This is a genomic window from Shewanella sp. HN-41 (assembly GCF_000217915.1).
Taxonomy (GTDB): domain Bacteria; phylum Pseudomonadota; class Gammaproteobacteria; order Enterobacterales; family Shewanellaceae; genus Shewanella.
In genome coordinates, this window is record NZ_AFOZ01000044.1 from 20,494 (window position 1) to 39,522 (window position 19,029).

General features: G+C 49.6%; 16 protein-coding genes. 8 read left to right on the forward strand and 8 right to left on the reverse strand.

Annotation, left to right across the window (positions count from 1 at the left end):
* The first annotated feature begins 98 nt into the window (after positions 1 to 98).
* The 3 genes from SOHN41_RS17430 (at position 99) to SOHN41_RS17440 (ending at position 3,166) form a co-directional block, all read left to right on the forward strand.
* On the forward strand, positions 99 to 626 hold the full coding sequence (locus tag SOHN41_RS17430) for a hypothetical protein (RefSeq protein ID WP_007651598.1): 528 nt from the start codon (positions 99 to 101) through the stop codon (positions 624 to 626).
* Positions 627 to 788: 162 nt separating this feature from the next.
* Positions 789 to 2,267 (forward strand): cell envelope integrity protein CreD, encoded by a 1,479-nt coding sequence (creD, locus tag SOHN41_RS17435; protein ID WP_007651599.1) that lies wholly within the window; start codon positions 789 to 791, stop codon positions 2,265 to 2,267.
* Between the two features lie 119 nt (positions 2,268 to 2,386).
* Positions 2,387 to 3,166, forward strand: coding sequence for a phosphatase PAP2 family protein (locus SOHN41_RS17440; RefSeq protein ID WP_007651601.1), 780 nt, complete (start codon positions 2,387 to 2,389; stop codon positions 3,164 to 3,166).
* Between the two features lie 70 nt (positions 3,167 to 3,236).
* Here SOHN41_RS17440 and SOHN41_RS17445 read toward each other — a convergent pair whose 3' ends face one another.
* Both SOHN41_RS17445 and SOHN41_RS17450 read right to left on the reverse strand, forming a co-directional pair.
* On the reverse strand, positions 3,237 to 3,962 hold the full coding sequence (locus SOHN41_RS17445) for a substrate-binding periplasmic protein (RefSeq protein WP_007651603.1): 726 nt from the start codon (positions 3,960 to 3,962) through the stop codon (positions 3,237 to 3,239).
* A 269-nt stretch (positions 3,963 to 4,231) separates the two neighbouring features.
* Positions 4,232 to 5,092: a Tim44 domain-containing protein gene (locus tag SOHN41_RS17450; protein WP_007651604.1), complete on the reverse strand. Its 861-nt coding sequence runs from the start codon at positions 5,090 to 5,092 to the stop codon at positions 4,232 to 4,234.
* A 1,593-nt stretch (positions 5,093 to 6,685) separates the two neighbouring features.
* Between SOHN41_RS17450 and SOHN41_RS17455 the strand changes: the two genes are divergently transcribed.
* The 5 genes from SOHN41_RS17455 (at position 6,686) to SOHN41_RS17475 (ending at position 11,423) form a co-directional block, all read left to right on the forward strand.
* A complete protein-coding gene (locus tag SOHN41_RS17455) occupies positions 6,686 to 7,690 on the forward strand; it encodes an MvdC/MvdD family ATP grasp protein (protein ID WP_007651610.1) in 1,005 nt (334 codons plus the stop codon).
* Complete coding sequence (locus tag SOHN41_RS17460) at positions 7,684 to 8,550, forward strand: SDH family Clp fold serine proteinase (RefSeq protein ID WP_037459573.1); 867 nt, start codon at positions 7,684 to 7,686, stop codon at positions 8,548 to 8,550. Before SOHN41_RS17455 ends, SOHN41_RS17460 begins: the two co-directional genes overlap by 7 nt.
* Positions 8,551 to 8,553: 3 nt before the next feature.
* Positions 8,554 to 9,069, forward strand: a complete 516-nt coding sequence (locus SOHN41_RS17465) for a MauE/DoxX family redox-associated membrane protein (protein WP_007651612.1) — start codon at positions 8,554 to 8,556, stop codon at positions 9,067 to 9,069.
* Between the two features lie 111 nt (positions 9,070 to 9,180).
* Positions 9,181 to 9,648 carry a peroxiredoxin family protein gene (locus SOHN41_RS17470; protein WP_007651613.1) on the forward strand — a complete coding sequence of 156 codons (468 nt, stop codon included), beginning with the start codon at positions 9,181 to 9,183 and terminating at the stop codon, positions 9,646 to 9,648.
* Positions 9,645 to 11,423: an ABC transporter ATP-binding protein gene (locus SOHN41_RS17475; RefSeq protein ID WP_037459577.1), complete on the forward strand. Its 1,779-nt coding sequence runs from the start codon at positions 9,645 to 9,647 to the stop codon at positions 11,421 to 11,423. The genes SOHN41_RS17470 and SOHN41_RS17475 overlap by 4 nt, the downstream gene beginning before the upstream one ends.
* Positions 11,424 to 11,819: 396 nt before the next feature.
* On the opposite strand, the gene SOHN41_RS17480 is transcribed toward SOHN41_RS17475, so the two are convergent.
* The 6 genes from SOHN41_RS17480 to ilvG form a co-directional block, all read right to left on the reverse strand.
* Positions 11,820 to 12,080: a hypothetical protein gene (locus SOHN41_RS17480; RefSeq protein ID WP_037459579.1), complete on the reverse strand. Its 261-nt coding sequence runs from the start codon at positions 12,078 to 12,080 to the stop codon at positions 11,820 to 11,822.
* A 1-nt stretch (position 12,081) separates the two neighbouring features.
* Positions 12,082 to 13,215 (reverse strand): pyridoxal-phosphate-dependent aminotransferase family protein, encoded by a 1,134-nt coding sequence (locus tag SOHN41_RS17485; protein ID WP_007651619.1) that lies wholly within the window; start codon positions 13,213 to 13,215, stop codon positions 12,082 to 12,084.
* Positions 13,216 to 13,463: 248 nt separating this feature from the next.
* Positions 13,464 to 15,059: a threonine ammonia-lyase, biosynthetic gene (gene ilvA, locus SOHN41_RS17490; RefSeq protein WP_037459612.1), complete on the reverse strand. Its 1,596-nt coding sequence runs from the start codon at positions 15,057 to 15,059 to the stop codon at positions 13,464 to 13,466.
* Between the two features lie 17 nt (positions 15,060 to 15,076).
* A complete protein-coding gene (gene ilvD, locus SOHN41_RS17495; protein WP_007651624.1) occupies positions 15,077 to 16,936 on the reverse strand; it encodes a dihydroxy-acid dehydratase in 1,860 nt (619 codons plus the stop codon).
* Positions 16,937 to 16,993: 57 nt separating this feature from the next.
* Positions 16,994 to 17,251, reverse strand: a complete 258-nt coding sequence (ilvM, locus tag SOHN41_RS17500; RefSeq protein WP_007651625.1) for an acetolactate synthase 2 small subunit — start codon at positions 17,249 to 17,251, stop codon at positions 16,994 to 16,996.
* Entirely contained in the window at positions 17,248 to 18,921 is a 1,674-nt protein-coding gene (gene ilvG, locus SOHN41_RS17505) for an acetolactate synthase 2 catalytic subunit (RefSeq protein WP_037459580.1), read from the reverse strand. Before ilvG ends, ilvM begins: the two co-directional genes overlap by 4 nt.
* Positions 18,922 to 19,029: the final 108 nt, after the last annotated feature.

Genomic DNA, 19,029 nt, shown 5'->3' on the forward strand with positions numbered 1-19,029 from the left:
AGGCATTTACCCCCTAAGGGCTATGCTTTACTAGCCATAGAGTTTAATGCCTCGAAATTGAGTCAATTTAAGCTCTGACCGTCATTAAGGACTGATGAATGAATATCTATTACCGCGAAGCACAGCTCTGCGGCCGTAAAACTGGCAATGGCACTAAACTGCCATTTTTGATGAATATGTTGTACTCACTCGGTGAAAAGAACCGCGACCTGCAACCTTTCTCCATGGAGGATATTAAGTCTGTCCTTTTTAACAAGCATCAATCCATTGGCTGCTCCATCGAGGCGCCATTGCCCATAGTCTCTTGGCGCAGTGAAGCCATATGGTACGACTTATTCAAGGGCGAAGAGTCAGTGTATCTGCCCCAATGCATTACGTTTACCAATGGCGCCATCGATTATGTCATTGTGGTGATAGGCGATGAGTATGAACTACGTATTTGGCCCGACAGCAATAATCGTGAGCGTGAAAAACACCATTGGTTTTCGCATCATGCACCCGTCTATTCAGAACAGATCGACGTCTTTAAACAAAGTTTTGAGGCTCTACTCAAACATATTCGCAAGGAAGATGACTATGAGGCCAAACACCCCAAATTTGGTAAAAAGCGCACCAGTTCCAAATAGGTTTTAGTGCACATAAGGCAATTGCCATAATTTTGCCACTATTGATCAGTAACTTGCCCGCAACTCCCGCGAGCAAATCTGTTTTAATACCCGCCATGATATCGAGTTAACCCAGCAAATTGCTGTTGATGCTCGAGCGTATTTCATAGGGAATGAAATTCAATGTTCAACATTATTATTGGGGTACTCATCCTACTTAGTCTGGCGCTATTTGGTGGCGCAACCTATTTAGTGGTGCGTGCACTGCTGAAAAAATTCAATCGAGATCAAGGAATAGATATGGATTCAGCACAGAAACAACCTGCCACGGCAAAGGGCGTAGCATTGAAAAACACCACGCTATTAAAAGCCTTAACCATTGGCACACTGTCGATTATGGCCTTGATCCCACTCGGGATCATTATGGACATGACGTCCGATCGCGAGACGCTTTACCACAGTGTGGTCGATGAAATTGGCCGTTCATGGGGCGAGCAGCAGACCCTCTCTGGGCCAGTGCTAGTCATCCCCTATAGCTATTTTGTGATGCAGGAAGAAGTCAGTAACGATGGTAAAACTCGCCATGAGGTTAAGCGAACCTATCAGGATGAGTTAGTGATCCTGCCGAAAAAGCTCACCCTCGATTTAGACTTAAAACACGATTTCCGTACCCGTGGCATTTACCAATCTCTCGTGTATAACGCGGCGCTTAAGGGGCAGGCCGACTTTCGCTTAAACCGTTATGATATTCCAAACCTTATCGCCTTCGATAATAAAAACGCCCGTTTAGTCTTTGGGGTATCATCGAATCAAGCAATTGATAAAGTGGAAAAAATTGAAGTTAAAGGCGACTCAGTTTTACTCTCAGGCTCGCTCATGTCGGGCACAGGTTTAGGCACCACAGGCGGCCTAGAAAAAGGCTTTAACCAAGGCGTACAAGTCGGTGAGTCGAGTGACTTTAGTGTGGACTTTGCGATGACACTGCGCGGCTCACAGTCGATTAGCGCTCTGCCATTAGGCGAACAAACCTTAATCAATATCCAGGCGGATTGGCCTCACCCCAGTTTTAAGGGATTATTACCCGCCGAGCGGGAGATTACCCCAAATGGCTTTAATGCTAGCTGGAATATCAGCCACTTAACCCGTAATTACCCGCAGGAATTTATTAAGAGTAACCAATCAACCCTGACTGAAGTATCAGCCAATGCGATTCTGTTCGAACCCGTGACCCACTACGGCAAGATTGAGCGTTCGGTAAAATACGGTCTGCTGTTCATCGTACTGACTTTTATCATGTTATTTATCTTTGAACTGGGCCAAAAGACCAGCCTCAGCACAGTGCAATATATGCTGGTTGGTAGCGCCATGGCCCTGTTCTACCTCTTGCTACTGTCACTCTCGGAGCACCTTGCCTTCCTACAGGCCTATCTGATCGCCGCCTGTATTCCTGTGCTGTCGGTGTCCGCCTATGTGGGCAGTGCCACCGCAAGCCTTAAACGTGGCGCGATTGTCGGGACTATGTTGGTGAGCTTGTACGCGGTGCTGTACTCGATACTGCAATTAGAAGATTACGCCCTGCTGATGGGCACCGGATTACTGTTAGTGGTACTGCTGATTTTGATGTTTGTAACAAGGCATCAACCTAAGAACACGGCGCAATAACGCCCAACTGTTCCACCCTTGAAGACCCCCGACAGCGACCACTTTGGCTGTCGGGATTTTTTTATTGGCAAAGCCAATCCCATGTTATAGCCTGTGGTGTTTTATGAAGAGGCCCTATTTTGACTCTTAATACTCTACTTTTTAGACGCTTAGGCCTAGTTTGGTTATTACTTGCATCCATTCCTACTCTGCTCTTAGTAACACAGAATCAACTATTTCCATTGATCGATCTGCAATCGTCCTTAGCCAAGGCCCTCTATTGGATCACGTTCACCGGCACTGCACCCTACGGGGTTGCCACCGTTTTATGTGTGTTGGCTATTGCCTATCGCTATCTACCCAGAACATTTTTTATCAGTTTATTTATGGCGATAAGTCTCAGCCAAGTCATTAGCTTGAGCCTGAATCATTCGCTTAAATCCTATTTTAAGGAACCTAGGCCCAATCTAGTTTTTTTAGCTGAGCAACAGATGCCTAGGACCAGGGAAGATGTTTTCTCCCTCGACACTTTTTATCAACTAGATAAACAGGCTCGTTCACAGGCAATGTCCAATGCATTGGAACAATTGAAGATATCCGCCCCACAGATGCAATTGGACTCGCATATCCATCAGCATTGGGAAGATGAAATTGGCTACTCCTTCCCCTCTGGACACACTATTTTTGCTGTGACTCTGGTGCTTACCGCAAGCTACTACTTGCTGTTGGCTGGGTTACCCCTATTCACCACAGTGCTATTAGGTTGGGGGATATCGATGGGATTGAGTCGAATGTTATTGGGTATGCATTGGCCACAGGATGTGCTTTTTTCCACCTTTTTGGCGGCCATTATCAGCGGCTCTAGCGTACTCTTGGTCGGTAAGATCTATCCATTAAAACAAGCTGTGGCACAAGAATAAGAACCACTGCGTATACCCCTTAGCGTTGTTCCAACAATCCGTTAAGTAGGTGACAAAGAATGAAGATGAGTTAGGCACTCCCTAAGTATTGAGCCACTAATGCCTCGTAAATGCCATTGGCCTTAATTTTAGCGAGCCCTTGGTTGAAAATATCCCTCGCCACAGAGTTATGAAAGACCATTCGATAAGGTGTACGAGGAAAGACTAAGTGATAGCTCACAGCTTGCTGAGAGTCTAGATTCTTCTCAACGAAATTATTGAGATAATTGAACACATAACGATCGGCCACTACAGTATCAACACGCCCTAAATACAACATGTTATTTTGGCTCAGTTGATTATCCACTTCATTGTAGGTGGCCTTTTCTGCCACTGCCGCAAACTCGGGACCAAGCAATATATGGGCATTTTCAAAGGCGATTATGCTGTAGTTTTGCAACTCCGCGATTGAGTTAATCTTTAACTGCCGACTCGCTAAACTGATAGCCACATTTGTGTATTCAATATAACTATCAGACCAATAGCCTCTGACACCATTGAGTGTACTCATGGTCATTACAGCATCGACTCGTTCTTTATTGAAGTATAAAAGCTGGCGCTTACGGGAATAGAACTTAAAGTTCACAGGCAATCCCATTTCCCTAAATGCGGCCTTGATGATATCGATTTCGAGCCCAGATCCAGTATCTTCGAGAATATAGGGAGGACGATTTAAGGCACTACCAATAGTTAAAGATACCGATACCGCATAGGTCGGCAGGATCAGCAAACTGATTAACAATAATCTCAAGCGCATACAGTGCCCCATTCCGATGAGTATCATAACTATAGCGGTAAATGGCAGGAGTTCCAGAACGGTTAATTCAACCAACACTCTCCTGCCGCCACCCGTCGAATACCTTTCAACGGCTGATATATTAGGGATTTTTGCCAAAGCCGAAGAAGGCTGGCATATCTTTGTTATTTGCCAATAGAGCCAAATATTGACTGTGGAGCTAGGGGATACAGAGAGGGGAATGAAGAGAGCAGCCTCAAGGAGTTAAGGCTGCTTTTAAAACGGGCTGATTACTGCTGGATACCGACGATTAACCAAGGTGAATTGGCTTGCGTTAGGTTACGCTCTAAATGCCATACTTCCTTAATGTCCTCTTCTATGCCTTCAACGGTATCGCGATAGCGGCCGCTAAACTTAACACTCACTTCCGCAAGAGTAGCATTGTGCGTGGCGCGGACCAGTTCAGCATCTAAAAACATGACTTCTGTGTGCTGATCGCCCACTAATTCGCGGCGTTGGTTGCTGAGTTCATTGAATAGTTCAATGGAAACGTACTCTTGGATTTTGCTTAAGTCGTTTTCATTCCACGCCAGTTGCAGGGTTTTGTAATGGCTACGAGCACCTTCCAAAAAGCCAGGCAAATCAAAACCGGCTGGTAAATTGAAGGGAACATCACTGGTCGCTTGACCAAAACCATTGCTGCCACCTGTGGCAAAACCCGTTGCTTCAGTTGCTTGGCGCTGCAGATTCGGATTGGGTTGGCCAGCCCCAGCGTAAGCGGGTCTTGGCTGCGTCCCCGCTTTTGAGGCCATCAGAGTACGGGCAATTTTGAACAGTACAAATGCCACTAAACCTATAATCAAAATATCCATAAATTGAATATTTTCAAAACCTTCGCCCATAAACAATGCCGCCAATAGGCCACCCGCTAACAATCCGCCTAACATACCACCCATCATCCCTTTTTTGCCCGTCGCTCCCGCAGGTGTAGGGGCAGTGGTGGCAGTGTTGGTCGCCGTAGGTTGAGCCTGCGCGGTTTGCTGACTCTTGCCGATAGATTTGCTACCGCCGAATTTTTTCGCTTCAACGACTGGACTAGCAACCAAGCTAACCGCAAAAATCATCGCCAACATAATAAATAACTTTTTCATTTATAAGATCTTTGTTTGTATAACCAGAGGTGCTGGCATCATAGCCGTGTGACATTATATGTCAACTGGCAAAAGAGGAGGCCAAGCTTACAAACTTCGTTTGTTCTTCGAAATCAAAATCAAAGTCGTGGGGCTTCGTCCCTGATTGTTCAACATGACTCAACTAAGAATGTGTCAAAAGATATGACCATTAGACTCTGTGACATGAGAAGGGATTAAGCGCTATCATTCCAGTAACACGCCAACTTGGATTTAAAAATACGTCATCCCTGAGGACTCGACGGCGGCATCTGCTGCACACGGAAGTGCGAATGCCGCGATCACAGGACGTGAAAGAGCGGCCATGCCGCTAACGGCCACTTACACGCCAGTGCTTAATCCCGTTAACTTTCGTGCATCCTGCTCGATAGAACGACCCAAAGCACAATGTAAAGATCAAAGTAAACATCTAAACTGGTATATCTTTTGATGAGTTATTAACACAGTCTCCATAGTAAAAAGATATGTATGGTCTATCCTTTATGATTGGTAATCACTTGTTTTATCATTATTTAGGGCTCAACTTTGACTGATTAATGACTTTAATTGACAACATTCCGGCCCCACATTCAGGCTGACACTCGTACCACATCCCCTCTTCGGATTAAACCCATAAGACAGAAATCAGGCCATGTTTGACACTCCCAGTGAGTCAAGGCAATAGTTCTCTCACCGAAGGCTTTGGCTATATTTACAGTGATTACATTGAGCACGGCTTAACGCAGTTATCCTAGCCAAACAGCGATCTCAGCCACCGTCTATCTTGGCAGGTCAATTTAGCCAAGATGTAATTCATCTGATGCTTACAACAAACCATCGAAACCCTCATATCTTTGCCAGAGTATCCATAACAACTACAAAAGAGGATGCTACTCACGTTAACAGTAACAACACTTTGTGTTGATTTTAATTCACTTGATTGTTATAAAAACAACTGAAGGACTTGTGAAGTAGCTGTAGGACAGGGGCTTCTGACTTAAACACTTACTTTGAAAATCAAAAGGAATTAACAATATGACCAGCAATAAAAAACTTTTCGCTTTTAAACTGGCAGAGAAAAAAGCAACAGACTCATGTTTCCTCACAAAAGCATGCTCAATTTAAAGCGCGTGAAGGCGTTTCAATCGCTGGGTGCACAGATCCTACAGGTAGAGGATTGGTCCGATTCAGCGACACAGGCATGTACTGCTAATAAACAGTAAGAAAAGACCTCTCCTTTCAGCTGAGGTCTTTTCCTCGCGGCTCTTTTTCTACTGCCACTTAAAAATTAAAAGGAATTAACTGCATGAACAGCAATAAAAAACTTTTCGCTTTCAAACTTGCTGAAAAAAAAGCAACAGGCTCACGTTTCTCAACAACAGAATGTGCAATTTAAAGCGCGTGACGGCGTGGCAATCGCCGGATGTACTTTGGCGCCTGCGGGTAATGGACATGCTCCACGTTACAGCGACACCGGCATGTATTGCTAATTAAGCCGTAAGAAAGTCCCCGGTTTCAGGCCGGGGTAATTTTTTCCCACACTTCGATTTTTCTACTCCCTCATTTAAGTGGTCTATGAATAGCAAACGGATTTTAATCGTCAGTAACAGCGATGATCTTCATGTCGAGGTGCTCACTCCCATATTGACAGCCAAAGGCCATCAGCCTTTTCGCCTCGACCTGAATACATTTCCACGTGATTATCAGTTTCATCAACACATCAGCCAGGATGGGTGCGAGGGTTTTATTGAACATCTGCCCACGGGGGACAGGCTCGCGATCGAAGATATAGGATCCGTGTGGCTGCGTAAGAAAGGGGAATTTGCGTTTCTCAGTCCGGATTTGGGGCCGCAGGAAAATGCCTACGCGATTGAAGAAACCGACCACACACTGTTTGGCTTACTGTACGGCCTCGACTGCTATTGGATGAGCCACCCCTTGGCGATGCGCGGGGCAAGCTTCAAGGGGGAGCAGATGAAAAGGGCCGTCAGACTGGGCTTCGCCATCCCGCCGTCGATCATCAGCAACACGCCGCAAGCCGTCAAGTCGTTCAAGCAGGCGCTGGAGGGAGACATGGTGTTCAAGGCGATGTCGTCATCCTTCTTAGCCGCAGATAAAGTATCGCAAGCAGAGCGGGAGTCCGATGGCATTCCGACCACTGTGATTAGCGATCTGGACATGGACGAGCTGGATGCGATCGCCCATGTGCCCTGTCATTTTCAGGGACACATAGAAAAAGCCTATGAGCTGAGAGTGACTGTGATAGGTGAGCGGGTGTTTGCGGCGAAAATAGATTCACAGCTGGACGAGCGCACGAAAACAGATTTCAGAGATTTCAGTGTGGAGATCCCCTACAGCGCCATCCTGCTTCCACTGGATGTTGAGCGGCGTTGCCGCGAGTTTGTCAAAAGTTACGGCCTCAATTATGGCGCTCTGGACTTAATAGTGACGCCGAAGGATGAATATATCTTCTTGGAAAACAATCCAGGTGGGCAGTTTTGGTTTGTTGAGCAACTGGTGCCCGAATTGACCATGATGAACACATTAGCCGATTGCTTGATAGAGGGGGCTCAATGTTGAATTCGGATGACATTAAGAGGTTGGAAAGTCAGCGAGACAGCAAAGTATTGGTGCTCGCTGCCAGTCAACTCGATATTGAGTTATTGCCGGCGCTCTATAACAGCTTGCAGCAACTCGGGCATGTTAGGCGACTGGATGTCGTGCTCTACGGCCGCGGTGGCATAGTGAATGCTGTCAGACGTATTGCGCTTTTATTGAGAGAATTTTGCGATACCCTTTGCTTTATTGTACCGCATCATTGCGAATCTGCCGCAACCTTGTTGTGTCTGTCCGGGCATGAAATTATTGCCGGGCCTTTGGCTATCTTTTCGCCGATAGATCCCGCCTTGCAGGCGGGCGCCTCAAACCATGAGGAGGTTCCGTCGAGCCTGTCATCTCAGGATGTGCGCTTGTTTTCACAAATGATGCGGGACTGGTTTAAGCTCGACGACGATGAAGTGAAGGCTCAGTCGGCATCCCATCTGTGTAACAGCATTTTCCCGACGACCTTGACGTCCTTTTACCGCTCTACGCTGGAGTTGCAACAGATAGGTGAGCAGTTGCTGGCATTTCAGCTGCCGGAACAGGAACAAGGCATACGCAGCAAGCTAGTTGAACAGCTCCAGTACGGTTACCACTCGCACACTTATGCCATTACCCGGGAAGAACTGGCCCAGTTGGGGCTGAAGATGAAGCAGGCTCCTCTGGTCGATGCGACGGCTTGGAAAATAGCTGAACAGATCCGCGCCAAGTTGGGCCCGGGCGCATGTGAGTCATTGGACGCAGGTTGGTGTGATGCCATCATAGCCACTGCCAATGAAACCCGCGGGCGCTGGTGCCACCCGGAAAGGCCTTCTCCTTGCTGGAAAATAGTGAGGTAAGTCTTGATTTATTTAGCCGAATTTTGTCGTTTGTTTATCTTTATCGTACTTGTGCTTGCCGCCTGGGGGAAGACAAACTCATTCGCCAGGTTTAGAGACAGTCTGGCGGATACCTTAAATGTGCCTGTGCAATGGCGTTTGCTCTCGGCACTTGGCCTGGTGGCTACAGAATGGATGTTGGCGGCCATGTTGCTCATTGATGGGTCCTGGCGAGCTTTGGCCATGCAGGCTGCACTGCTTTTATTTGTCTCCTTCGCCCTCTACATAGCGTCAATTTTGATCAAGCACCGCTTGGTCAGCTGTCATTGTTTTGGCTGGGAAAACCGCCATGTCAACGCGTATGACTTTTATCGCGCTTTGATCTTGATAGCGGCTTGTTTCATCATGCTCACGTTTACATCGAGTGCCTTGACTCTGGTCCCTGCCTCCCAATGGCTGCTATTTGGCTGTGCATTCATGCTTGCTCAGATAACGATACATTTGCCAGATGTCGCCGCGTTATTGCGCCATGACGCCTAAGGATTTTATATGACGGACATAGGGTTAATACATTGGGTCCTGGCTTGCCTTATCTTTGCGGTTTCAATTAACTTGGTGCTCACCTTCCGGCTGTTCGACATGATGCGGACTATGCATGTCCTAGGTGTCAATGCCGTCCCCTTAACCTTGCCCGTTGGGGAGCCGGTTCCTGATTTTTCAGGTACAACCTTAGTGGGTAAGACGCCTGTAGGCTCGGTAAATAAACCGACGGTTCTGGTGTTCTTATCCTCCAAATGTAAGGAGTGCCATGGCAAGCTTGCGGAACTTAGCCGCATACAAGCAGCCTTGAATAGTGCGGAGCTGGTGATGTGGTTGGTTGCATCTGAGCACCCGAATAAGCTGCAAGCGTTTTTGGCCGACACCGACCTGTTAAGCCTTGCGGTGGCTATGGACAGCGAAGTACGCAAAAGTTTGAACCCCCGCAGCGCTTCCCCGTTTTATTTGTTTTTGGATGAAAACCGGGTGTTACAGGCCAGTGGAATTATCGGTGACGATGACTGGCTCAGCTTTATTTCGCAGATGGATGACATCTTATCGGAAGCGGAGCCTGCATTATGAACCTGGAAACCAGGAAATTGCACCGCCTCAGGCTGCAGCTGATCAAGCCTTATATTTATCGGCTCTTGCTGGGCTTCATTGTCATGTTGGTCACGGTGGTCATCCAGCTCAGTTTTCCCAAGGCAGTCGCCTACTTTATCGATAACTCGGTGAAGGCACAGCAAAGTGACTGGCTCACCTGGGTTGGACTGGTCATGATACTGGTATTTTTGATCCACGCAGCTGCGACCTCACTGCGCTACTACCTCTTTGAGTCGGCGGGGACCTTAATAGTGACTCGACTCAAACAGCAGCTCTATGGCGCCATCATTGGCCAAGGAATAGGTTTTTTTGATCGCAATAATGTCGGCAACTTGAGTAATAGGCTTTCTGCCGATGTCGAAGTGCTGAAAGACACCCTGACCATGGCATTGGCGATCGCGCTGCGCTCCTTGTTGACCTGCATCGGCGGTGCCGTCTTGCTGCTTATGCTTTCTCCCAAACTTAGTTTATTGATGTTGGTGGTCGTGCCTTTATCCATATTGGCTGCGCGTCGAGCGGGCAAAATGGTGAGCAGCAGATCTAAGCTGGTTCAGGACAATCTGGCCGACTGTAACCATATAGCCCAGGAAAGCTTTGCCAATATTCGCCTGATGCATGCCTTTGGTCAGCAAAATGGGGCGAAGCGACGCTACCGAGCGGCAACGGATAAAACCCAGGATTTATCTCTAGGCAACACCCGTATTTTCGCCGGATTTCAGGGCGTCACCAGCTTTATCCAGTACATGGCCTTGTTGGTTACTCTGTGGTTCGGCGGTCAGATGGTGCTTGAAGGCCAGCTGAGTATCGGAGAGTTAACCAGTTTCATTCTGTATGCCGCCATGGTGGCAATGTCGGCATCCGGGGTGAGTTGGTTTTGGGGGGAGTGGATGAAAGCCGTAGGGGCAACGGAAAGAGTCTTCGAATTGCTTTCCCTTCAGCCACAGATCCCGGAAGGGCCAAGCGAAGCGGAATTACCCCAATTCAGGGGCGAGATAGCCTTTGAAAATGTTGAATTTTCCTATCCCACTCGCCCCGAAAACAAGGCATTGAGAAGGTTTAATTTATCCGTAGCTGCGGGAGAAAAAATAGCCTTGGTCGGTTCATCCGGTGCAGGAAAATCGACCATTGCCAGTCTGATACTGGGTTTTTACACACCCGACTCGGGTAAACTCAGGTTCGATGGTGTAGATGCCGACACATTGAGCCTGCATGCCATAAGGCGGAATATTGCCATTGTGGAACAGGAGCCCAGTCTCTTTTCCGGCAGCATACTGGAAAATATTCAATACGCACTTTCAGATCGCCTGGCGACGGAGGAAGAAGTGATCCAAGCGGCCAAGCACGCCAATGCCCATGAGTTTATCTGTAAGCTTCCCTGTGGTTATGACACCCAATTGGGCGATCGCGGGGTGCAGCTTTCCGGTGGGCAAAAACAGCGGATCGCCATTGCCCGGGCTATCTTAAGGGATGCCAATATTCTGATCCTCGATGAAGCGACCAGCGCTCTGGACGCGCACAATGAATATCTGGTGCAGCAGGGCCTTGAGCACCTGATGAAGGGGAGGACAACGATAATGATCACCCATCGCTTCTCAACAATTAGCCGAGCCCAACGAATCGTCGTGATGGACAAGGGGGAGATCAGTCAAATAGGCTCCCATGATTCACTCATACTGAACAAAAATGGGATATATTGCGGACTAATCCAAAAACAAATCAATTACTTAGAAAGTGCTGCATCCATTCCAGCCTAATTAATATCAGCGAATACAGCTGCCTTCATAAATAACAGAAGTTAATCGAGCCGCCCGTTGTTAATTCTCGAAATGCATAATTGCAAATAACAGACTATCAGGCATACCACTGGTTGAACGGAATTAAGCACTGTCGTGGAAGTGACCGTTGGCGGCATGGTCGCTCATTCACATCAATGTGATCGCGACATTCTATTCTTGTTATAAATCTAGCCATATACAGCAGATACCGCCGTCGAGCCCTCAGGGACAACTTATTTTTAAACCAAAGTTGGCGTGTCACTGGAATGACAGTGCTTAATCAATATCACCTGCTGCCAAAAGTGACTTTATTAACAAAATTAAAAAATCCCCGCATTGCGGGGATTTGTTAACACTCAAAGATAACCCACAGCGTTACACGCACTTTCCATCCGATGACTTATCGGAAGAAAGTGCTCGGCTGATACCGCCGAAGATGACATTCAAGAAGCCGATACCGACATCTTTTTGTCGTTCATCGGCGCTGCCCGTATCTTGGCCGCTCGCCTCACGCATACTTTGGTTATTGTTGGTTCCGCGCACAAAATCGCAGGACGCATTGCTGGTATTGTTCACCGAGCAGGCACTGAGCAAAGCGATCATTAGGCCACAAAGGACAAGGCGTAATCTTGGCATATTAGCTTAAGACCTCTTCTAATGCCTTGAGGCATAAGGCGACATTCTCGCGGCGGGCACCGAAGCCCATTAGACCTATGCGCCATGCTTTACCCGCAAGGGCACCTAAGCCTGCACCGATTTCGAGGTTGTAATCCTTCAGCAAACGAGTGCGCACAGCGGCATCCTCGACACCTGCGGGGATATAAACTGCGTTAAGCTGTGGCAGACGTGAATCTTCGGCCACCACAAAGTTAAGCCCTAACTTTTCCAGCCCAGCACGTAGCACTAAGTGCATTTCGTGATGGCGTTGCCACGCATTTTCCAAACCTTCGGCCGCTAGGACACGCAGGGACTCATGCAGTGCATACAGCGCATTCACTGGTGCAGTGTGATGGTAACTGCGCTTACCGCCCGCGCTGGTCCAATAGGCCATCACTAGGCTTTGATCGAGGAACCAACTTTGCACTGGGGTCTTGCGATTCTTGAGTTTCTCTACTGCCGCAGGCGAGAAAGACACGGGCGATAAACCCGGTACACAGGAGAGGCACTTTTGACTGCCAGAATAGATAGCATCAATGCCCCATTCATCGACCCTTAACTCGACACCACCAAGGGAAGTCACGGCATCGACTATCGATAAGCAACCGTGTTGTTTGGCTAATGCGCACAGGGTTTTGGCATCGGACAGCGCGCCAGTAGAGGTTTCGGCGTGCACAAAGGCTAAAAACTTGGCATCGGGATTGGCTTTCAGCGCCGCTTCCACCGCAGCAGGGTCGACAGGTGTGCCCCATTCGTTATCCACCAGCACGGCAATGGCGCCCATGCGCTCGACGTTTTGGCGCATACGCTCACCAAACACCCCATTACGGCACACAATCACCTTCTCACCCGGCTCGACCAAGTTAACGAAACAGGTTTCCATACCCGCACTGCCCGGCGCCGATACCGCCATGGTCATTTCGTTTTTAGTTTGGAAAGCGTATTGGATCAGGCTCTTAAGCTCATCCATCATGCCGACAAACAATGGATCAAGATGGCCTACTGTCGGCCTTGCCTGTGCGGCTAAGACTTCGGGATAGACATCCGACGGGCCCGGCCCCATCAAAATACGGCGAGGAGGATTAAAAGCGGTAAAATGCGGTGCTGGTAACATCATGTCTCCTTAATGCGTGCAGGTCGAGGTCTCGTTGTTTTTTCGCCTTTACGTCCTAATCGTCACGGGTGAATTGTCAGTGACTTAACTATGACGTATTAATCGGCGGCTAGAGTATTAAGTCTACAAAACTACCACAAAAAGGAGCGCATGTGCGCCCCTCCTTTAGCCTAACTTTGATCTAACTTGTGCCTAACTTTGCCTAAGATGCCATAGTGCCGAGCAGCAATGCTGCATCACAGCTAACGCTATAAGGCTTTGTTGCCGTTACCCGCATTTAAAAACAGCTGATAGGCAGGGCTTTGGGTTTCCTCTTGATAGACAAAACCCAGTTCAGTTAAAAACTGTTGGAACGGCAAGGCATCACTCGCGGGTACTTCAAATCCCGCCAGCACTCGGCCAAAGGCAGCGCCGTGGTTCCGATAATGGAACAGACTAATGTTCCATTTGCTCTGCAAAGTGGTTAAAAACTTCAGCAGCGCGCCTGGATGTTCGGGGAACTCGAAGCTAAACAAACGCTCCTCTAAGGGCTCAGGTGGATGACCGCCGACCATATAGCGCACATGCAATTTCGCGGTTTCATCGCCGGATAAATCCTGCACCTCAAAACCATTGGCCTCTAAGGTGGCGATGATTTGCTCCAGCTCGCCTTGGCCTCGGCTTAAGCGAATGCCAGCAAACACCACGGCCAGATCGCGACTACTGAAACGATAGTTAAACTCCGTCATCACCCGCTTATCGAGTAACTCACAGAATTTTAAGAAACTTCCCGGACGTTCAGGGACTTTCACCGCCAGCACCGCTTCTTTTTGCTCGCCAAGTTCGCAGCGTTCCGACACATAACGCAGACTGTGGAAATTCACATTCGCACCACTTAAAATCGCGGCGACTTTCTCACCTCTACCGCTGTCGCCGCTAGCATTGGCACTGACATATTTTTTAAGCCCAGCTAAGGACAAAGCCCCAGCGGGCTCGGCAATCGCACGGGTGTCTTCGAAGATATCTTTCACCGCAGCGCAGATTTCATCCGAAGTCACAGTCACCACTTCATCCACATACAGTTTAGCGACTCTAAATGGCTCAGTGCCGATACGCTTCACCGCCACGCCATCGGCAAATAAACCGACTTGTGCCAGCGTCACTGGCTCGCCCGCTTCCATCGCCGCCTTTAAACAGGCCGCGTCTTCTGGCTCGACACCGACAATTTTCACCTGCGGCATCACCGCCTTGTAATAGGCTGCGATACCCGCGATTAGCCCGCCGCCGCCCACGGGCACAAACACCACTTCGAGATCGCGCTGCTGCTGCAACATCTCTTGGGCGATAGTGCCTTGGCCCGCGATCACGGCTTCATCGTCGAAGGGTGCAATATAGACTCGGCCCTCCTCTTTGGCCATCGCCATCGCAAAACCATTGGCTTGATCGAAAGCTTGGCCGTGCAATACCACATTGCCACCTAAACGGCGCACCGCATCGATTTTGATATCGGGCGTCGTCTCCGGCATCACAATCACCGCATCCACACCGCGACTCGCCGCCGACATGGCTACACCCTGAGCATGATTGCCTGCCGAAGCACACACCACACCGCGCTGGCATTCTTCTTTCGTCAGTTGGGCGATACGGTTATAGGCACCGCGTAACTTGAAGGAATGCACTGGCTGCATATCTTCGCGCTTCAAAAATACCTGACAACCTAAACGCGCCGATAACTTGTTCATGCTTGAAAGCGGCGTCACTTTCGCTATGTCATACACGGATGACAACAGGATTTTTTGCAGATAGCTTTGTGCCAACTGAAAATGGGCTAAATCCGCCTGAGTTTGCGATGCGAGTGGCAACATAGATGCAGTAAACATAATTAGTCCTCCAGTTTACTGCGATCGCGCACCGCGCCCTTGTCGGCACTGGTAGCAAGCATGGCGTAGGCCTTAAGCGCGAGTGACACGAAACGCTCTCGACCTATAGGTTTCCACGCCATTGGGCCACGCGCTAACATGGCCTCGCGGCGAGCATTGAGTTCAGCATCAGTTAACGCCAGCTTAATACTGCGCTTGGGGATATCAATCTCGATGCGATCACCATTTTCAATCAAGGCGATTGTGCCGCCCGCCGCAGCTTCGGGAGAGATGTGACCGATGGATAATCCTGAAGTGCCACCGGAGAAACGACCATCGGTGATCAGCGCACAGGCCTTACCTAGCCCGCGTGATTTTAAGTAACTGGTTGGGTACAACATTTCTTGCATACCCGGGCCGCCTTTCGGGCCTTCGTAACGGATAACCACCACATCACCCGCCACCACTTCGCCGCCTAAAATGCCCGCCACTGCGTCATCTTGGCTTTCATAGACGCGCGCCGAGCCAACGAAGGTCAGGTTCGATTCATCCACACCCGCCGTTTTAACGATACAGCCATTCTCGGCCACATTACCCGACAATACGGCAAGCCCGCCCTCTTGGCTGAAGGCAAACTCACGGCTACGGATACAACCTTCTTGTCTGTCGTTATCCAGTGACGGCCAGCGACAATCTTGGCTAAAGGCTTTAGTGGTCGGAATGCCCGCAGGCCCCGCCATAAAGAAGTGTTTTACTTTTTCATCTTGCGTCTGCATCACATCGTATTTCGCCAACACAGACTTCAAATTGCCACCTTCATCGGCAGCCACATGGAACACATCGGTATGCAGTAATCCGACTCTGTCGAGCTCGCCTAAAATCCCCATCACGCCGCCAGCGCGGTGCACGTCTTCCATATGGTATTTAGGCGTCGATGGCGCGACCTTACAAAGGTGCGGCACCAAGCGCGACATACGGTCGATATCCGCCATAGTAAAATCAACATCGGCTTCCTGCGCGGCGGCCAATAAATGCAATACGGTATTAGATGAACCGCCCATGGCGATATCTAAGGTCATGGCATTTTCGAAGGCGTTAAAGTTTGCGATATTGCGTGGCAATGCCGATTCATCATCTTGATGATAATAACGTTTTGCCAGCACCATCACCCGGCGACCCGCCTCTAAAAACAGCTCGCGGCGATCGGCATGGGTTGCCAGCATAGAGCCGTTACCCGGCAGTGACAGGCCTAAGGCTTCGGTCAAACAGTTCATCGAGTTGGCGGTAAACATGCCCGAGCAAGAGCCGCAGGTTGGGCAAGCACTACGCTCGATTTTGGCACTGTCTTCATCGCTCACGTTCGAGTCGGCGCCCGCCACCATAGCATCGACTAAATCGAGCTTGATGAGTTTATCCGACAGCTTAGTCTTGCCCGCTTCCATCGGCCCGCCCGAGACAAATACGACGGGAATATTCAGGCGCAGCGCAGCCATCAACATGCCGGGGGTGATCTTGTCGCAGTTGGAGATACAGACTAAGGCATCGGCGCAGTGGGCGTTGACCATGTATTCCACACTGTCGGCGATAAGCTCGCGCGATGGCAGGCTATAAAGCATGCCGCCGTGGCCCATGGCGATACCGTCATCGACGGCAATCGTATTGAATTCCTTGGCGATACCGCCCGCCTCTTCGATGGCGCTCGCCACCAGTGAGCCCATGTCTTTTAAGTGCACATGGCCCGGTACAAACTGAGTAAAGGAGTTAGCAATCGCAATAATCGGCTTACCAAAATCATTGTCTTTCACCCCTGTGGCGCGCCATAGCGCACGGGCACCCGCCATATTGCGGCCTTCGGTACTGGTAGCTGAACGTAACTTTGGCATTGACTGTATCCTTTATCTTAAATCGAAAATCGTATTCTTAATTCACATGGCGCATGCTTAAGCATTCGCCGTTTGCTGCAAGCTCAGCGGTAACAATACCTTACATTGAGTCACATCAATCAGTTTATTCAGCTGATTACTTAACAGTTCGATGGCGCGTTCGCTATCGACCTCCATATCCAGTGACAGGCTAGCGTCGTCATTCATGCGCATCTGCATTTGGGTGATCCTAAAGCCACGGTGGCGAGTCACGCGCAGGACACGCTCAAGCACTTCGGGGCGTTGTTGAACCGTTAATTCCAGAGAGTGGATCATGTTTGTTTCTCCATTTCGTCCATCATATCGCTGTTTGATGCGCCGGGGGGCACCAGTGGCCAAACGTTAAAAGCATCGTCGATTGCAACGTGTAACAAATACGGGCCCTTAGCCGCTAACATTTCGGTTAAGGCTTCTTCCACTTCGTCGGAAGAAAAAATCGTCCGACCGGGAATATCGAAGGCGGAGGCCAATTGCACAAAATCTGGGTTATCGGATAAATCCGTTTCGCTGTAGCGTTCTTCAAAAAATAGCTGCTGCCACTGCTTCACCATGCCAAGCTTTTGATTGTCGATAAGCACTATCTTCACTGGCAGCTTGCGGCGTTTGATGGTGGTCAGTTCCTGCACATTCATCATAAAAGATCCATCGCCAGACACAGTCACCACAGTCGCATCGGGACGGGCCACTTGCGCGCCAATGGCGGCGGGCAAACCAAAGCCCATAGTGCCTAAACCCGCGCTGGACAGATGATCTTCAGGGCGGCGGAACCACATATGCTGGGCCACCCACATTTGGTGCTGGCCCACATCACAACAAACAACATTGTCTTCGGGTAATTTATTGGCTAAACGGCGCAGCAGTGCGGGGGCGTAGATCAAACTGCCGGGGTGTTGATAATCCCATTGATGCTTACGGGATAAGTGCTCAACCTCGGCCAGCCAAGGCGTGATGTTCATCGGCATGGCTAAGGCGGGGAGGATTTGGCGTAAATCACCAGCGATCGCCACCTCAGGCATACGTAACTTGCCCAGTTCGGCGGCGTCGATATCGAGATGGATCACTTTGGCCTTGTCGGCAAAACTCGCTAAACGGCCGGTGACTCGGTCGTCGAAACGGGCGCCAACCACGATCAGTAAATCGCAATCCTGTACCGCTAAGTTAGCCGCTTTGCCGCCATGCATGCCTAACATGCCTAAGTAACTAGGCGTGCCATGGGCGATACTGCCAAGCCCCTTTAAGGTCGCGACCGAAGGTATGCCCGTCACTTTGATAAACTCACGCAGTTGATCGACCGCGCCCGCCATGCCGACACCACCGCCGACATACAGCATAGGTTGTTTGGCCTCAGCCAACAGCGCACGGGCGGCGTCGATATCACTCATCTCGGCTTGGGGTTCATTCATCACTGCCAGCAGGGGTGTGCGGTATTCGAGGTGAGCGATTTGGATATCCTTCGGGATATCGACCAGCACAGGGCCAGGGCGACCGGATGCGGCAATTTCGAAGGCTTGGTACAAGGTTGGGATCAGATCGTTGACGTCTGTCACCATAAAACTGTGCTTAGTGCAGCTCAGTGACATGCCCAGCACGTCGATTTCTTGAAAGGCGTCGGTGCCGATAACGGCGGTAGAGACTTGGCCCGTGATGGCCACGATAGGCACTGAATCAAGCAGTGCATCGGCAAGCGAGGTGATAAGGTTAGTCGCGCCAGGGCCTGAAGTCGCAAAGCACACGCCAGTTTTACCGCTGGCTCTGGCGTATCCTACGGCGGCAAAGGCGGCGCCTTGTTCGTGACGGCTGAGCAGATGTTCGACAGGGCTACCATAGAGGGCATCATATATTGGCATGATGGCGCCGCCTGGATAACCAAATACTGTGGTAACACCATGTGCCGCTAACACTTTGATTACCGCGTCTGCGCCTCTGATCATTTGCCCTGGTTCCATATCTTCTCTCGCTACCTGAATCCTACATTGCCGAAAATCGACTCGATTTTTTACTCTTTCGAAACTTAAAGCCTAACTCTAGGCCCAGAAACGAAGAACCCCCCGGTC

What these genes read in the sequence shown, in the direction of transcription:
- SOHN41_RS17460 (WP_037459573.1), top strand. Translation starts at nt 7,684, where the DNA reads ATGTTGAATTCGGATGACATTAAGAGGTTGGAAAGTCAGCGAGACAGC.
- SOHN41_RS17485 (WP_007651619.1), bottom strand. Translation starts at nt 13,215, where the DNA reads ATGTTACCAGCACCGCATTTTACCGCTTTTAATCCTCCTCGCCGTATT.
- SOHN41_RS17480 (WP_037459579.1), bottom strand. Translation starts at nt 12,080, where the DNA reads ATGCCAAGATTACGCCTTGTCCTTTGTGGCCTAATGATCGCTTTGCTC.
- SOHN41_RS17475 (WP_037459577.1), top strand. Translation starts at nt 9,645, where the DNA reads ATGAACCTGGAAACCAGGAAATTGCACCGCCTCAGGCTGCAGCTGATC.
- SOHN41_RS17430 (WP_007651598.1), top strand. Translation starts at nt 99, where the DNA reads ATGAATATCTATTACCGCGAAGCACAGCTCTGCGGCCGTAAAACTGGC.
- SOHN41_RS17445 (WP_007651603.1), bottom strand. Translation starts at nt 3,962, where the DNA reads ATGCGCTTGAGATTATTGTTAATCAGTTTGCTGATCCTGCCGACCTAT.
- SOHN41_RS17470 (WP_007651613.1), top strand. Translation starts at nt 9,181, where the DNA reads ATGCATGTCCTAGGTGTCAATGCCGTCCCCTTAACCTTGCCCGTTGGG.
- ilvD (WP_007651624.1), bottom strand. Translation starts at nt 16,936, where the DNA reads ATGCCAAAGTTACGTTCAGCTACCAGTACCGAAGGCCGCAATATGGCG.
- SOHN41_RS17455 (WP_007651610.1), top strand. Translation starts at nt 6,686, where the DNA reads ATGAATAGCAAACGGATTTTAATCGTCAGTAACAGCGATGATCTTCAT.
- ilvG (WP_037459580.1), bottom strand. Translation starts at nt 18,921, where the DNA reads ATGGAACCAGGGCAAATGATCAGAGGCGCAGACGCGGTAATCAAAGTG.
- ilvA (WP_037459612.1), bottom strand. Translation starts at nt 15,059, where the DNA reads ATGTTGCCACTCGCATCGCAAACTCAGGCGGATTTAGCCCATTTTCAG.
- SOHN41_RS17450 (WP_007651604.1), bottom strand. Translation starts at nt 5,092, where the DNA reads ATGAAAAAGTTATTTATTATGTTGGCGATGATTTTTGCGGTTAGCTTG.
- ilvM (WP_007651625.1), bottom strand. Translation starts at nt 17,251, where the DNA reads ATGATCCACTCTCTGGAATTAACGGTTCAACAACGCCCCGAAGTGCTT.
- creD (WP_007651599.1), top strand. Translation starts at nt 789, where the DNA reads ATGTTCAACATTATTATTGGGGTACTCATCCTACTTAGTCTGGCGCTA.